We start from the raw sequence: 15,013 nt of genomic DNA, 5'->3' as shown, positions 1-15,013 counted from the left end.
TTTTAAGAATTCAACAAAAAAGCAAAATATTCTATGTAACTGTAAATGAATTATATGTATATGTAAAGTGAAAACTAAAACCGTCCAGTTTGAAGTGCACCCCAATTATTAGACACAGTCTAACAATTGGAGGTGCATTTTTTATGATTAAATTTTCTTCAACAGAGAAAATCCAAGTAGTGAAACGATATTTAGATGGTACAGAAAGTGGAAAAACAATTGCTAAATCTATAGAAGTTACTCCTAGCTTACTTCGTGAGTGGATTAGACGATATGAATCTTCAGGTGAAAATGCTTTTGAAAAATGCTATACACCCTACTCTACCAAGTATAAACTAGACGTACTTAATTATATGAATGAACACGGAATATCTATCAGAGAAACAGTGGCACTTTTCAATATTCCGTCTTATGAAACACTTCGGAAATGGAAAATAGCTTATGAAACAGGTGGATTGGATGCCCTACATTTAAAGAAAAAGGGGCGTCCTACCATGAAAGATAAAAAATAAAACCAGTAGTAGAGGATTCAATAGAAGCAGTACAAGCGGAAAATGAGCGTTTACGTATGGAAAATGCATATTTAAAAAAGTTGAATGCCTTAGTTCAAAACAAGAAACAATCACAAAACAAGACAAAGCCCAAGTAATCTATGAGTTAGGGCATGAATTTCCTGTCAAAGAGTTACTTCAACTGGCAAACATTCCACGTAGTACGTACTATTACTGAATCAAACGGTTCAATCGTCTTGATTCAAATGCGGAGGTAAAAGAACTGATTCAAGCTATTTATGATGAATATGGTGGGTGTTATGGGTATCAGCGTATTCGTGATGAACTGATGAATCGTGGACACAAAATAAATCATAAAAAAGTGTATCGCCTTATGAAAGAATTAGGGTTAAAATGTCTTGTTCGTATAAAAAAATATCGCTCTTACAAAGGGACAGTTGGGAAATTTGTGCCGAATATTTTAAATCGCAACTTCCAAGCCGATAAACCAAATGAAAAGTGGATTACAGATATTACGGAGTTTAATTTATTTGGGGAGAAGTTATAGCTAGCACCAATGTTAGATTTATTTAAGGGTGAAATTATCACGTATACAATTGGTTCAAGACCGACCTATTCACTTGTTTCAACAATGTTAGACCAAGCCTTTGAACGTATAACAGATCAAGACAAACTCCTCATTCATTCTGATCAAGGGTGGCACTATCAAATGAAACAATACCGTCATTCTCTTAAGCAATGTGGCATAACACAAAGTATGTCTCGCAAAGGAAACTGTTATGACAATGCCGTTATTGAAAATTTTTTCGGTATCATAAAATCGGAATTTCTGTATCGAAAAGAATTTGAAAGTATAACACATTTCAAACAAGAATTAGCAAAGTATATAGACTACTATAATCATAAAAGAATTAAGAGGAAATTAAAGGGTATGAGCCAGGTACAATACCGGGCTCATACCCTAGAGGCTGCCTAATGAAACGACTTGTCTAACTTTCGGGGTTCACTTCAATGTCGAGATAGCCTAATAAATTAGAGTTCAATAGAACTCTTTACTTAGGAATCCCCCTCTTTTAAACGAAGGGAAAGTGAGGGTAGTTCAAAAGAATTAAATATGAAAAAGTTAGAGGATTATCTTAGTTATTAAATAGATTCTGTCTATACTTTAAGTAGAGCCCAATTTATTAAATTTAAATAGTTTATATGTTCATATATAGAATTTTGAAGGGGGTAAATTGTAAATGATTCCAACGTCAACATATGTGGGTAAATGGGTATTAGATGACTTAACACTTGCATCAAGACCAAATCACGGGATCAAACTAAGTACATTTAAAAAGTTAGAAAAACTTTATGTAGAATACAGAGAAATGATTGAGGGAGATACTAGCTTTGAAATTACGCATTATCTGCTAGAGTTTATCAATCCACATAATCTTTTTGTAGTAAGAGATGGTTACTATATATTTGATAATAAAACAATGAAATTTATTAAAGTATCGGACGATATTCATTTTTCAAATCAAAGCTTAGCGTATTGTAATAATGGCGTTGCAGTGGATTTAATAAACGGAAAAATGCATTTTTTAGAAGGACATTATTATAAAGTTAAGACCTCATATGTTGATTTGTTAAAAGGAGAAACTATCCCTGTAATGGTACTAAGTCATTTAGATAATAATGTTGGAGTATCAGTCCCTTTGACAATGTTTAATGAGGAAAGAACTTTTAAAATTTCAGAGAGTTATATAGTGGATCTTACCTCAAAGAATTGTAACAATGAGAGTGAATTTAATGAAAAGGGAAACGTAATAAGATTTCTAAAACCTTCTATTGTGTAGTTAAGTATATATGTTAATTAAATTCATAATGAATTTAAGAGGGTGAAGTAAATTTCTTTTGAAATGTATACAGCCTTTCGAGATAAAGTAATTATAAAAGATGGATATAAAGGATTGGTGGAATTAATAAATACAGGAAGCTGGGAAGAAGCTGCTTTAAAGTTTCCATTTGTTAAAGAATATATAAAAGTTAATCATAGTAAATATATTCCATTTACAAAGAAACAGATAAATGAAGCATTTGCAGAAGATGATTTTTTATATATGAGGTGGCACATAGGAACCTGGGAAGAAGAGAATGATTATTATACAAATTTAAAAGATAATGAATGGTCATTTATAGCCAATCTCAAGAACTACAGAGATCCAGAACATAACGTGGCACCTATCATATTATTTATGAATGTGGTTTTAAAGGAAGTAGCAGCACATATTATAAGGCTGGAAGTTTGATATGGTGAGGCTGATGGACCGGAAGAATACTTTTTTATAAATAATGAATTTAAAAAGAGTAGCAGTAATTAAATATTGCTGCTTTTTATTTATACACTAGAAATTATTGTTGTTAGCGTTATATATATTCATTTATAATAGAATATGGAAAATTTTACACTGCAATAATAAAGATTTTAGTATATAAGAGCTGGGAGCAGCTCTTTTTATTTTGCTCAGAGGGAGTGTGAAAAAAACAAGTTTATGTTAGTAGCGAAGTTAAAGGATTTAATAGAAAATAAAAAATTAGAATTAGTAGAATTGGTAAATAAACATGGCTTTAGTCATACGAAAGTCCTCTATTTAAGTCAGGAAATTGATAACTTAATTAATAAATATATGATTATAAAAAAAGGAACCCTATAATAGTAGGGTTCAAAGGGAACAGATACATAAAATAAATAAAGAGAATAATTTTATTATATAAGAAATCTAATACTGTAATATTGAGAAAGTGTAAAACCTTAATTAAATATTTTGATTTGAAAAGTGATATGATTACGATTTTAAAATTAAGAACAGATTTAATAGAGAAAGCGTTTAAACTAACTCATATAAAAGAAGACAGCAACGCTAGTAAACAGGAAATTAATATTGCATTTAATTTATATGAAGAGTTACAAAAAATAAACGAACCTAAGAAATTTAAATTTTATCTTTATAATGAAAAGCAAGCCAGTGAATTCTCATCATCTGATTTCTCAAAAGACGCTAAAAAAATTACACGTTTATGGATACATCTTTGCTTTAACTTAATGATGATGGGATACGGAAAAGATTCGTATCGATAAATTTTTTAGGGGAAAATAGTTAATCATTGATATAATTAAATTTACAATATATTGAAAGGAGGAGCTCAATTTGAAGAAAACATTAATTGTTGGAGCAATATGCTTATCGCTCGCTTCTTTAACTGCATGTGGTAATGAAGAAGCATCTTCTGAAGCGAGTAAAAATGAGATTGTAATACACATACCTAAAGAAAAATCTAGAAATCTAGAACGATTTGAAACATTTTCTCAAAATGTAAAAGATAAGAAAAATGACGAGATACACATTAAAAATTATTTAATTGACGAGGAGGCCAAAGTACCGAGTGTAGACACTGTAACTTATCAGAATGAGAAATTTACTTTTATTCACAAGTACAAAAACGACAATAGAAAGGATATATGTAATAAGTTCGTTACTCCTCAAGAAACACATGGTCTTGCATATATGCTAAGAGATTGCACCCAGTCAGAAGATGGTATTATACTTCAATATACAGCGAAGGATGGTGAGGGATCACACTCCATAAAAAATAAACCTGTTGAATTTATTGAAGTTGAGGGTGATAAAAAATACATATTTGTTAAGGATTTAGAGATTGGAGACTTCTTGAATGCTATCAAATTCACTCACTTCGATACCCCAACAAATCCATCTAACATAAAAGAACCAAATTTTAAAATCAATGTTCATTATTTAAACGGAACTACCCAGACGTATCATTTGTGGATTGACAAAGATAGATCAAAAGCATTACTTATGGACCCAGAACAAATAAACCATGGACATGAAATCGATAAAATATTTGTAGATAACATAATAAAAGCATTAAAGTGAAAAATACATATCTTAATGCTCCTCGTTAAGGTGCATTTTTTCGATGGAAACATGAACTTAATTACTAAAAAATTGACCGCTCTCACAGGTGGTTTTCTTATGCGTTTATCCCAGTCATCTCGTCTAACACATTATCCTTCGGGTACAGAAAACATATTGTCAGTCTACAACTACTGTTCAATAGTCTAAAACATATTTTTAATCAAACAGATTCTGCTTTTTTCTCCTTGTGTTAAAGATAAGATTGTATTCTTTTAGCTTCTCTTTTTTTATAGATTTTTGATACGGATGTTTTTGCCCACCTCGAAAAGGAGGAATACGGGATTCAGCCCATCAAATTAAGATTTTGAGCTTCTCCTTTAACGAAAATTTTGTGTTTTTTATCGCAAAGAAGTTCATATTTATCGTTTTGGGGGCAACCTGTTTTGTTAAGCTTGATGGGCATATAGTGCTACCCCGCGCAGAGGTTTTATACTTATTTTCAATAGATAAAACTACATAAAAATAAAAAATTAGTAAAAAAGTGAAGAATCATTTGTCTAAATATATAGAATTTTTAACAAAATTTCATAATTATGTTATATAATGATGTTAATAAACCATATTTTAGGCATTACCCCCGATTGTATAGAATAAATAATTTTTCGATGAGCTAAAGTATTTTGCTAAAAGAACTTGTAGCGGGGCCTGCTACAAGTTCTTTTATGTTTTTAGTAAAGCAAAATAAGAAAAAAGGAGGGAATACAAGTATGACAAGAAATTTTAAGAAAGCAGCACTTAATTCGTTAGATGGGAAATGGGGAGTAGGTATAGGAGTATCAGCTTTATTCTATTTTGTACCAACCTTAAGTGCATCAGCAATCGCCACTTTTATGTATTTAATATTTGCACTGTTTATCGGGATAATTGGCCCGGATGTGTTATTTATTTATTCAATTGGTGGGGAACCACAAGTAGATCCAACAGCACTTGCTGTACTTATTCTAAGTTATATTGGTTTAGGTGGGGTTTGTTTCCTAATTTATAGTGTCATACAAGGTATCTTCAATTATGGATATTCTGTTTTTACTTTACACTTAGGGAAAAAAGAAGATGCTAAGGTAGACGATGTATTTTCGGGATTTAAAAAGAAGAATGTATTTAAATCAATGAAATTGGGGCTGCTGCAAGCTATTTTTCTTTTTTTATGGAGTCTCTTATTAATTGTTCCAGGTATTATTAAATTTTTTTCTTATTCCATGTCGTATTACATATTAGTAGAGAATCCTGATTATACAGCAAGTGAAGCATTGAGAGAAAGTAAAAGAATAATGAAAGGACAAAAGCTAAAGTTATTTGTTCTTTGGTTATCATTTATTGGTTGGTTTTTATTATCCGCATTTATCGGAATGTTTACATTTAATCTATCATTTATTTTTATTTCTCCTTATTACAACACAACTGTCTCACATTTTTACTTAGATTTAATTAAAAAACAGGATATTGGAGAAGCGAAGGTAAGTATATAAATAAGAAGAAAGTTTGGAATAGGTGAAATGTATAATATTCTAATAGTGGATATGCAATTAAGCATATCCTTTTTTTAATAATATATTAAAAGACTTAAGCTGCTGGATTTATCATATTTATTATAATTAGGGCAAGAATACCGCAAACGTATTGCAAGTTAGATGATAGGGTAAGGATTATGTAATGAGTCGATTCCTGATTATTTTATGATAAATTTTTATTAAATTAATACAACTTTTAATAAAAGGATGAAAATTATGGTATTTAGAGGGAAAATAATTCTTTTAGTAAAGGATAATTATGGTTGTATACATTTTTATAAAAAACAATCTAGAGAACCTGCAGAATTAACTCAATACAAAGAGTATCTTCAAAAGCTTGAAAATAAAAAAGACATTCAATTAATACAGTCTTATGTAATCAATAAAGAAAATGGGGGTAGTAAATATGTATGGTGTTCAAACATAATAAGAAAAGAGATAGATGAGAATATATCACCTAATCATCAAAAATATATAGACTATTTAGCAAAAAATAGGTCCGATATTACTTTTATTGGCCCCTATAAATCAATGAGGACTAAGGGGGTACATGTATGCTTTCGTGGGCATGAGTGGAAGGTAGCACCCATTAAGATCAAAAAGGATGGTGAAAATTGTCCTAGCTGCAGCAGAAGTTATAAAGAGTCTTATGGAGCGGAATTTATTACACATTTTCTAATTAAAAACGATATAGTTTTTATTAAAGAACTATCTCTAAAAAAACTTGGATTTGAATATGATTATCGAATGGATTTTGTTGTTTGCCAAGGTAAATATCCTCTATTTGTTATAGAATATAATGGTATACAACATTATAAATATATGAAATCTGAGTACTTTGGGGGATTTAAGGGTTCAAGAAAGCGAATGTTACGAGACATAATAAAAAAAAATTTTTGTTGGGGGATTGGACTACCAGTTGTAGATATTCTTTATAGTGAGACAAATAATCAAATAGAAGAAACTATCATATATTTTTTAAAGTTATATGAGTTAATTTAAGGATTAATACTCCTTAAAAATCTAAAAGAATGAATAAAGCCCTTGGGATAGGGCTTTATGATTTTTTTCGTACCACATTGACGGCATTCTCTTAAGAAGATGAAATCTTTAACGGAACTTTTAAATGGGGTGTTGCCGCAATTATCACAGCGACCACTGATTTTATCAGGGAACTCTTTGTATGTGTATCTTTTATTTAAATCGTACTCTTAATTTGGTTGCTTATTTTTCATTTGTTTCACCTACATATCCATCTGAATTAATAGAACTGCATTATAAAACATGAACTGTTCACATAGTTATACACAAATAAAAAATTTATTTAAGATGTTTCGCCAGACCCCTATCACACTTAACTTATCCAACATTCATTATAGTAAAGTTGTTTCTTTTTATACGTAACAAATGGTGCTATTAAAAAATTCTCCTATACTAGTCAAATGCTAATGTTTTCATTTGGTTCAACAAATAGAACTAGAGCATGGATGTTTACCACATAACTAATGATAAACTTCAAAATTTACAAATTACCCATTTATTGATGAGATATTCCTAAAATCCCATAAGATCCTTTACATGTGTAACGTTCTGTTTAGATGTTAGTATTTCAAGTAATAAAAAGGCAACATCAAAAGCTGTACCTGGATTTGAAGATGTAATAATATTTCCATCCTGAACAATTAAATCATTTTGTACGATTGCACCAAAGTTCTTTAATTGCTCTTTTCGTTTACTTGTTGGATGACTGTAAGTGGTGGCTTTTTTATTTGTAAGGATTCCGCTTTTACCGAGTGCTAAAGATGCTACACAGATACTGGCAATGGGCTTCTGTTTGGCATGGAAATGTTGAATAACATGTAAGAATTCATTACTGTATGCATCCTGATAAAAACCAGCTTCTTCAAATCCCCCTGGAATAGCTAATGCATCAAACTCGTCTAATTGAATTTCATCAACCGTTTTTTCTGGTATGACAGTAAAATTCCAGGTGCAGGTTAATTTATTTCGAAGACCAACTGTTACGACCTCGGTGGACTCATCACCCTCCCATTTATTCCAGCCTAGTACGTCAGTAAATACACTCGCTTCCACTGCTTCAAATCCGTCAGCTAATAATAAACAAATCTTTTTCATATTGAAACTCGCCTCCTTCTATCCTAATTTTATATAAAGATAGTAGGCTGATACATAAGTTGAACAAGGAAATTTGATTGTTTAGCTTTATTATATAAAGAATTTCATTTATTCTAGTTTATAAAAAAAGGTTGGATAATTTATGGATCAGATTGATAAAAAAATCGTAGAATTATTACAGTCAAATGCAAAAATTTCAATGAAGGATTTAGCAGAATCCGTTCACTTATCTTCTCCATCAGTAACTGAGCGCGTACGGAAGTTAGAGGAACAGCAAATTATTGAAGGATATCATGCACATGTTTCCCTAAAAAAATTGAATCGTCCAATTTCTGCACTTATTTTGTTTAAGACAAAGGATTGTAAATCATTAGCTAACTTTTGCTATAACCATCCAGATGTACTTGAATGTTACAGAGTAGCAGGGGAAATTAGCTATATTGTCAAAATAGCAACATATTCTGTAGAAAGTTTAGAGCAATTTATTGATGATACAATGCAATATGGTACGCCTTCAACGAATATCGTGCTATCTTCTTGTGAAAAAAAAATAATTGCTCCCTTTATTAGTGAAGAATAAAATACTGGCTTAAACCATTTCTTACTGTTTATTCAATAATCCTAAAGTCTTTAAAAATAGCCTGATGTTTCTAACCTGTGTAAATAAATTAGGGTCTCTAATCATTTTAGTGTAACTATTTTAATTAGTTTGATAGGTACGGTAAACCCTGAAGTGCCCCCCGAAAGTTAGACAAGTCGTTTCATTAGGCAGCCTCTAGGGTATAGGTCCGGTATTGTACCGGGCTCATACCCTTTAATTTTGCCTTTATTCTTTTATGATTATAGTAGTCTATATACTTTGCTAATTCTTGTTTGAAATGTGTTATACTTTCAAATTCTTTTCAATACAGAAATTTCGATTTTATGATACCGAAAAAATTTTCAATAACGGCATTGTCATAACAGTTTCCTTTGCGAGACATACTTTGTGTTATGCCACATTGCTTAAGAGAATGACGGTATTGTTTCATTTAATAGTGCCACCCTTAATCAGAATGAATAGTTGTAGATGTGTCAAAATATTTGAACAATAGCATAGAACAAGAGCATTGCTTCTTAATTAGGCAATGCTCTTGTTCTACTATGTTATTCATGTACTTTTGTTGTTTAAGTCGCATACAATCAGGTTACGGAAGCTCAAATTGTACCATAGGTACCAAACTTACTATTAATTCAGGCCGATAATGCCTCCATTTAAACAAATTTTCCTTTTCCATACTAATCACGCACCTTTTTTAGAGTTATACATATCAGTGTTCAAGATTAGGATATTACTTGAAAGAGTCTTGGAATTTTTGCAACAGAATCTTTTTATACATTAAAAATTATTTATGTTATTTAATTATATTTTTGCAATCGTGCTGTGTTATAATTCTGAAATACTGATATATCTAGTAGGACTTAAAGATTTCGGTTTATCATATGGAGTGGAAAATTAATCCATTATTTTTGAGGGTCAGGCTATGATTATTTAAACTATTATTCACACTATTATTTAGACTAAAAGAAGTACAAGGAGGAAGGTATATCTATTAAGATAGTAAGATATGCCAAATTCAAAATGAATATTAAATTTAATAAAAAAGTAGTAGCATTCACGGCAGGATTAACGGTATTATCTTCACCATTGGTATCGTTTGCAGAGGAACAACAATCAGTAAACAATAAGCAATCTACAAGCCTTCAAGTGCAAGGTAACACAGACCAACTTCAAACAACAGATGAACAGGCTTTAAAAAGTATTGAAGCTAGTTTTGAAGAGGTAGACGGACGTGGTGGAGGTACTGTCGACAATAAGAAAGTAGATAGTCTTCAACGTTCAGAAGGTATTCATGAAGAAACAGGTACATTAACTGTTCCTAACAATTCAAACAGAACAAAACGTAGTCTGTCTCCCATATTACCTAGCACTTCTAGTACAATAAACGGTGTTCCATTCACTGAATGGATTGTTCCAGCAGGTAACGATAATATTCGTCCTCAAAACTACATGAGTCCAAAGTATATTACAATTCATGAGACTGATAATACAAGTGTAGGAGCAGGTGCTAGAAACCACGCTCAATACCTATATAACCAAGCAGTAGGGAACACAGACCGAGCTGCATCGTGGCATTTTACAGTAGACGATAAAGAGATCTATCAACATCTACCATTAAACGAGAACGGATGGCACGCCGGAGACGGTGATGGTCCAGGTAATAGAGAATCTATTGCAATTGAAATCGCAGTTAACAGTGACGGAAACTACAGTAAAGCGGTAGATAACGCTAAGAAACTTGTAGCTTATTTAATGAAAGAAACTGGTGTACCGTTAAATAACATTGTAAAACACCAAAAATGGAGCGGTAAAATCTGCCCTGCTAACATGATTAATAATGGGCAATGGGATGTATTCGTAAGTAGCGTTGAGGGATATTATAATAATCTTTATCAACCAAAAGATGACATTACAGGAGGTTGGTATGAAGAAGCTATTCGAGAGTTAAATAGAAGGGGTATTATGATAGGGGAAGGAAACGGAGTTTTCGCACCCAATAGAGCGATAACAAGAGCCGAATTTGCTCAATTAATCTCTAAATCTCTAAACCTGCCAGCTGGAGATGCTTCATTTAAAGATCTAAACGATGCAAACTCAACTTTACGAGATGGTATTAAACGTGCTGCGAGTGCAGGTATCATTCAAGGTAGAGGAGATGGTTATTTTGACCCAAACACATCTATTACAAGAGAAGAATCAGCAATTATTGTAAACAAGGCTTTACAGTATAAAGGTATATGGGGACCAGTTGTAAACCTACCATTCTCAGACAAAGACCAAATTATTTATAAAGAAGACGTACAAAGACTGTATGGCCTAGGTATTGTAAGAGGTAAGGGTGACAATCAATACGACCCTAAAGGAACAACAACTCGTGGTGAAACAGCAACATTTATTCTAAATATGCTACAAGTAATTGAAAATGGTAGTGTTGAAAAGGTAATTGGAACGGCTCAAATTAATGGTATTGGGGTAAATGTTCGAAGCGGATCAGGTACAAACTATTCTATTGTTAGAAAGACAAGTAAAGGCGAAAAAGTTACAGTATATGAAGAAAAGAACGGCTGGATAAGAATTGGAACAGGTCAGTGGATTTATTATGACGCTAGTTATATTGACTATAACAGATTATAAAAGACTTAATAGTTAAAAGAATAAATCATATTTGGATATATAATTTATTCTCAGGTTGTGAAGAAGACTTTCTCCACAACCTGTTTTTTATGCCTGGCCCCCCTTTACTTACCAATACTGATAAAAAGAGGAGAAGGAAGGTTTCATTATAACGCTGGCATCGGTAAATCAATGAGATTCTTTTCTTTAATTTTCCTTTTGGAACACAGTTTTTTATTAGCTTGATGGATATGAGGTCCCGCCAGCTTTTTGGAAAAAAACACACTAAGAAAATTTTGATATTAAAAAGACTGATTTATCCATGCTTAGATTAATCAGTCTTTTAATATCAATGAATTTAATTAATCCATTCTTCAAGAATTGTTAATGTTTTATTTGTTGTATCCATCTCTATTTTGAAATCCATTGGGACAGTTAACATCGGGTGAGTATGGCAGCAATCAAATTCTGCAATAAAGGGTATGTAACTCCCCTTTAGAACCTCTAATAGAATCTCAGATGGTTTTTTATTTGTACCCAGTTATGTATGAGGATTTGGCGTGTTTTAATTTCGTTTGGGAACAATTAATTTCTTAAGTCAGTACGTATATGAGGTGCCCCCTATAAGAAAAATATCTGTCTAAATTGAAAAGTTTTTTAGTTGTAACGGTTAATTTTTTGAATTGCTTCCGTAACATTAAATGGTCAATTTTTTGTAACATACCTAAAAAATCCGTCACAGTAATGTGACGGCAACATGGAAAAGTATTAATGTACTACTATTATTATTTATTTGTAGCTTTTAAAATATTTAAAACGGTTTTGGTTGCATCTGCAATAAGTTTATCATCGTATTCAGTATCTTCTTTATCATGATTAGAGAGGATGGCAAGAACAATTGGTTTTTTATTTGGTGGCCAAATAACTGCAATATCATTCCTTGTTCCATAAGAACCTGCACCTGTTTTATCAGCTACTTCCCATCCTTTTGGTACGCCCGCACGAATTAATTTATCCCCAGTCGTATTTCTCTTCATCCAATCTACTAATAGTTCACGTTTCTCAGATGGTAGTACAGTTCCTAATGTAAAAGACTGAAGTGTCTCAGCGATTGCTTTTGGGGTACTCGTATCATGTGTTTCTCCTGGATTTACTTCATTTAATTCAGGTTCAAATCGCTCGGAATTAGTAACAGTATCACCAATTTCTCTCAAGATTTTTTCAAATGCGGATGGACCACCTAACTTTTTAAGAATTAAATTATGTGCTGTACTGTCACTATATCGAACAGAAGCATCTGCAAGTTCTTTTAATGTCATTCCTGTATCCACATGCTTTTCGGTAATTGGATTATAATTAGAAAGGTCTTCACGCGTATACGTAATCCTTTCATCAAGAGCTTCTATTGAGTTCTGACGTAAAAGAACTCCCACTGCTAATGATTTAGATGTAGAGGCAAATGCAAAACGATCATCTGATCGATAAGAAACAGTTTGATTCGTACCAGTATCCAGTGCATAAATACCAAGCTTGGCATCATATTCTTTTTCAAGTTTAGCAAAAGAATTATCACCAGTATTTTCTTGTTTAATTGGCTTTGTTTGTTTCGTTTGTTTAGGTGATTCAGATGGAGTATTACTATTGGAACAGCCTATTAGTGTTACACATGAAAGTAATACGACAGATACAATCGTAATGTTAAAGAACTTGCTTAATATGAACATAAATTTTCAACCTCTTTCAAGAATATATGGTTTTTTCCTAGGTTTTTGATACGGATGTAAGTAAAGATAGTATGGGGTAACAATACTTCTACAGCTAAAATTTTATAGCTTAAAGCACATGCAAGATGTTTATATGCTTCATACGCTATTGTTTCAGTTATTCCTTCTTCAATCTCACTTGCAATGCTTTACCTGTAAAAGGATTAAGCTTGTATCTCTTAAATACTCATCCTTCTTTTGCATCCTTTTCCTTTTCAAAATAAAAAGTCCTTTCATATTTTTGTAATACTTAAAAATAGATTTCAAACGGGATTTATTATATCTAAATTGAACATCTAATTTTAGGAACACATTTAATAGACAATCTAAGTAATAAAATTGTTCCACTTTAATTTGAGGAAGAACTTGATATTTAAATAAAATGGAAGTAAATTTTTAGCCAAAAGTTTACTTCCAAATTAGAAAAGATTAGGTCCTCAATAGGCTTACCCCAGCCATAAACCTTACGATCAAAAACAAAGGGTAATTCAACGATCAAACTCATATAAAATTTTAATCTTGTCTAAGCATCCATTAGGATATACAATTGATCATCTATTTTTCTTTACATAATCTCCAGATACAGTCCATATCAACTATAGATTCTTGCCCTATGCTAAATGTAATCAAAAAGCAAGTAGATAAAGATAATGACTAAAACATTAACTCTAGATACTTTTTTGATGAATATTACAAATAAACAGGAGGTAATGAAAAATGATTAAAACATTATTAGCAGGTGCATTTTTAAGTACAGGATTATTAGCGGGTGGTGCAATTGGTGTAGATGATGCGAAAACGGACAATTTAAAGTCAAATGAAAATTCAAATCAAGTAATTACACAGAGTGCAGATGGAACAACGTCTTCCTCACAAAACTTTGATTTACCTAAAGATGCAGTGCCAGCATCTAAAGGAGATGTAAAAACTGTTGAAAAAGCAGAAGGTACAGGTACGGATTCTCAAGAAGGAAAAATGGTAGAAACAAAAGGAGATAATTAAATAATATATAGTTATAACGAAGAGCATCCAAAAAGGGATGCTCTTTTTATATTATAGGGATTAACTAGTTTTACTCAACAAAAGCAGTAGGAGGAATTGAGGATTAGAACATAGGGTACTGTTTCTTCAAATTATGGTGTTTAGAGCAATAGTTTTGGTGGTAACGTTACAATACAAACAGTTTGTTAGAAATTTTTTGATTTACATAGACTCTAGATAGACTACATATAAACTTCAGATACTTGTTTTATGATACGAGTAATCAAACAAAAGGGGGGGTACAACAGTATTAACAGGGCACGCTTTTAAGTACAGGAGATCATTAGTAGATGGAGAAAATGTTGAAGTTGTACAGACAGATAAAAACATATTCCATATAAATAAAATGAATTGCAACAAGCTAAAAGTACGATTCTAAGAAGTTTGAGTTATAAAAAGAAAATAGATAAATTGACAAGGGAAAAGCACTTTGTGTATATCACAGGTGTTTTTTATTTTTATTTTGATTTAGGACTTGAATTAAATTTTTATACTAAAATATATGTAGGAGAAGGTGGAAGTTCATTGTACAAAATTATTTATGGAATATTAATTTTAATTTATACTTTGTATTCATTTTTTGTAAGTGATGGAAGTGAAGTAAGGTTTATTATGGTGTTAACAATAGTACTTATATTTTCTGTGGTTTTAGAAAAAGGGAATGTAAAAAACAGGATTGATTAAAGGTCGTTTTTTTTAACACTTTTTAAAGATATCTAATGTAAATTAATACAAAAGTTTACATTCATTTCATTGCAAATAGTGAGTTTCTTCTATTTCTCCATATTTCTATGAGAACACCAACAAAAGTATACATCAAAAAATAGACTTTATTAGATTTATAAAGTTGTACAGA

General features: G+C 31.4%; 12 protein-coding genes and 7 pseudogenes. 12 read left to right on the top strand and 7 right to left on the bottom strand.

The window, feature by feature from the left end; translation table 11 throughout:
- Nucleotides 1-143: 143 nt before the first annotated feature.
- From ACTFR3_RS25185 to ACTFR3_RS25150, 8 genes and pseudogenes are all read left to right on the top strand, one after another.
- A pseudogene (locus tag ACTFR3_RS25185) lies at nucleotides 144-1,488 on the top strand (IS3 family transposase).
- A gap of 265 nt (nucleotides 1,489-1,753) precedes the next feature.
- Nucleotides 1,754-2,353 carry a hypothetical protein gene (locus ACTFR3_RS25180; protein WP_048538489.1) on the top strand — a complete coding sequence of 200 codons (600 nt, stop codon included), beginning with the start codon at nucleotides 1,754-1,756 and terminating at the stop codon, nucleotides 2,351-2,353.
- A gap of 63 nt (nucleotides 2,354-2,416) precedes the next feature.
- Nucleotides 2,417-2,806, top strand: coding sequence for a hypothetical protein (locus ACTFR3_RS25175; protein ID WP_440044931.1), 390 nt, complete (start codon nucleotides 2,417-2,419; stop codon nucleotides 2,804-2,806).
- 243 nt (nucleotides 2,807-3,049) lie between these two features.
- On the top strand, nucleotides 3,050-3,211 hold the full coding sequence (locus tag ACTFR3_RS25170; protein ID WP_048538488.1) for an aspartyl-phosphate phosphatase Spo0E family protein: 162 nt from the start codon (nucleotides 3,050-3,052) through the stop codon (nucleotides 3,209-3,211).
- 128 nt (nucleotides 3,212-3,339) lie between these two features.
- Nucleotides 3,340-3,636 carry a hypothetical protein gene (locus ACTFR3_RS25165; RefSeq protein ID WP_239502861.1) on the top strand — a complete coding sequence of 99 codons (297 nt, stop codon included), beginning with the start codon at nucleotides 3,340-3,342 and terminating at the stop codon, nucleotides 3,634-3,636.
- A 70-nt stretch (nucleotides 3,637-3,706) separates the two neighbouring features.
- Nucleotides 3,707-4,453, top strand: a complete 747-nt coding sequence (locus tag ACTFR3_RS25160; RefSeq protein ID WP_098593052.1) for a DUF4362 domain-containing protein — start codon at nucleotides 3,707-3,709, stop codon at nucleotides 4,451-4,453.
- A 749-nt stretch (nucleotides 4,454-5,202) separates the two neighbouring features.
- A complete protein-coding gene (locus tag ACTFR3_RS25155) occupies nucleotides 5,203-5,961 on the top strand; it encodes a DUF975 family protein (RefSeq protein ID WP_440044930.1) in 759 nt (252 codons plus the stop codon).
- 258 nt (nucleotides 5,962-6,219) lie between these two features.
- Nucleotides 6,220-7,005 (top strand): DUF2726 domain-containing protein, encoded by a 786-nt coding sequence (locus ACTFR3_RS25150; protein WP_440044929.1) that lies wholly within the window; start codon nucleotides 6,220-6,222, stop codon nucleotides 7,003-7,005.
- A 56-nt stretch (nucleotides 7,006-7,061) separates the two neighbouring features.
- Here ACTFR3_RS25150 and ACTFR3_RS25145 read toward each other — a convergent pair.
- Both ACTFR3_RS25145 and ACTFR3_RS25140 read right to left on the bottom strand, forming a co-directional pair.
- Nucleotides 7,062-7,238: pseudogene (locus tag ACTFR3_RS25145) on the bottom strand (hypothetical protein); the annotation flags it as partial.
- A 319-nt stretch (nucleotides 7,239-7,557) separates the two neighbouring features.
- A complete protein-coding gene (locus ACTFR3_RS25140) occupies nucleotides 7,558-8,139 on the bottom strand; it encodes a DJ-1/PfpI family protein (RefSeq protein ID WP_440044928.1) in 582 nt (193 codons plus the stop codon).
- Nucleotides 8,140-8,281: 142 nt separating this feature from the next.
- Between ACTFR3_RS25140 and ACTFR3_RS25135 the strand changes: the two genes are divergently transcribed.
- Complete coding sequence (locus tag ACTFR3_RS25135; protein WP_044585243.1) at nucleotides 8,282-8,719, top strand: Lrp/AsnC family transcriptional regulator; 438 nt, start codon at nucleotides 8,282-8,284, stop codon at nucleotides 8,717-8,719.
- Between the two features lie 184 nt (nucleotides 8,720-8,903).
- On the opposite strand, the pseudogene ACTFR3_RS25130 reads toward ACTFR3_RS25135, so the two are convergent.
- From ACTFR3_RS25130 to ACTFR3_RS25120, 3 pseudogenes are all read right to left on the bottom strand, one after another.
- Nucleotides 8,904-9,185, bottom strand: a pseudogene (locus ACTFR3_RS25130) (IS3 family transposase); the annotation flags it as partial.
- Between the two features lie 6 nt (nucleotides 9,186-9,191).
- A pseudogene (locus ACTFR3_RS25125) lies at nucleotides 9,192-9,326 on the bottom strand (IS6 family transposase); the annotation flags it as partial.
- Nucleotides 9,320-9,416 (bottom strand): annotated as a pseudogene (locus ACTFR3_RS25120) (IS6 family transposase); the annotation flags it as partial. The pseudogenes ACTFR3_RS25125 and ACTFR3_RS25120, both read right to left, overlap by 7 nt.
- Before the next feature lie 344 nt (nucleotides 9,417-9,760).
- Between ACTFR3_RS25120 and ACTFR3_RS25115 the strand changes: the two are divergent.
- The gene (locus tag ACTFR3_RS25115) at nucleotides 9,761-11,374 is read left to right on the top strand and encodes an S-layer homology domain-containing protein (RefSeq protein ID WP_440044927.1); all 1,614 of its coding nucleotides are present in this window, start codon (nucleotides 9,761-9,763) and stop codon (nucleotides 11,372-11,374) included.
- Nucleotides 11,375-11,711: 337 nt separating this feature from the next.
- Here the strand turns inward: ACTFR3_RS25115 and ACTFR3_RS25110 are convergent.
- Both ACTFR3_RS25110 and bla read right to left on the bottom strand, forming a co-directional pair.
- Nucleotides 11,712-11,891: pseudogene (locus tag ACTFR3_RS25110) on the bottom strand (LD-carboxypeptidase); the annotation flags it as partial.
- Between the two features lie 247 nt (nucleotides 11,892-12,138).
- Nucleotides 12,139-13,077, bottom strand: a complete 939-nt coding sequence (gene bla, locus ACTFR3_RS25105; protein WP_440044926.1) for a class A beta-lactamase — start codon at nucleotides 13,075-13,077, stop codon at nucleotides 12,139-12,141.
- A gap of 756 nt (nucleotides 13,078-13,833) precedes the next feature.
- Between bla and ACTFR3_RS25100 the strand changes: the two are divergent.
- Nucleotides 13,834-14,106, top strand: a pseudogene (locus tag ACTFR3_RS25100) (alpha-ketoglutarate permease); the annotation flags it as partial.
- Nucleotides 14,107-14,589: 483 nt separating this feature from the next.
- Complete coding sequence (locus tag ACTFR3_RS25095; protein ID WP_440044947.1) at nucleotides 14,590-14,841, top strand: hypothetical protein; 252 nt, start codon at nucleotides 14,590-14,592, stop codon at nucleotides 14,839-14,841.
- The last annotated feature ends 172 nt before the right edge of the window (nucleotides 14,842-15,013 follow it).

The organism is Bacillus cereus group sp. MYBK14-1, from assembly GCF_051916885.1.
GTDB lineage: Bacteria > Bacillota > Bacilli > Bacillales > Bacillaceae_G > Bacillus_A > Bacillus_A cereus.
The sequence above is the reverse complement of the archived record's forward strand: the minus strand, read 5'-3'. Positions and strand labels throughout refer to the sequence as shown.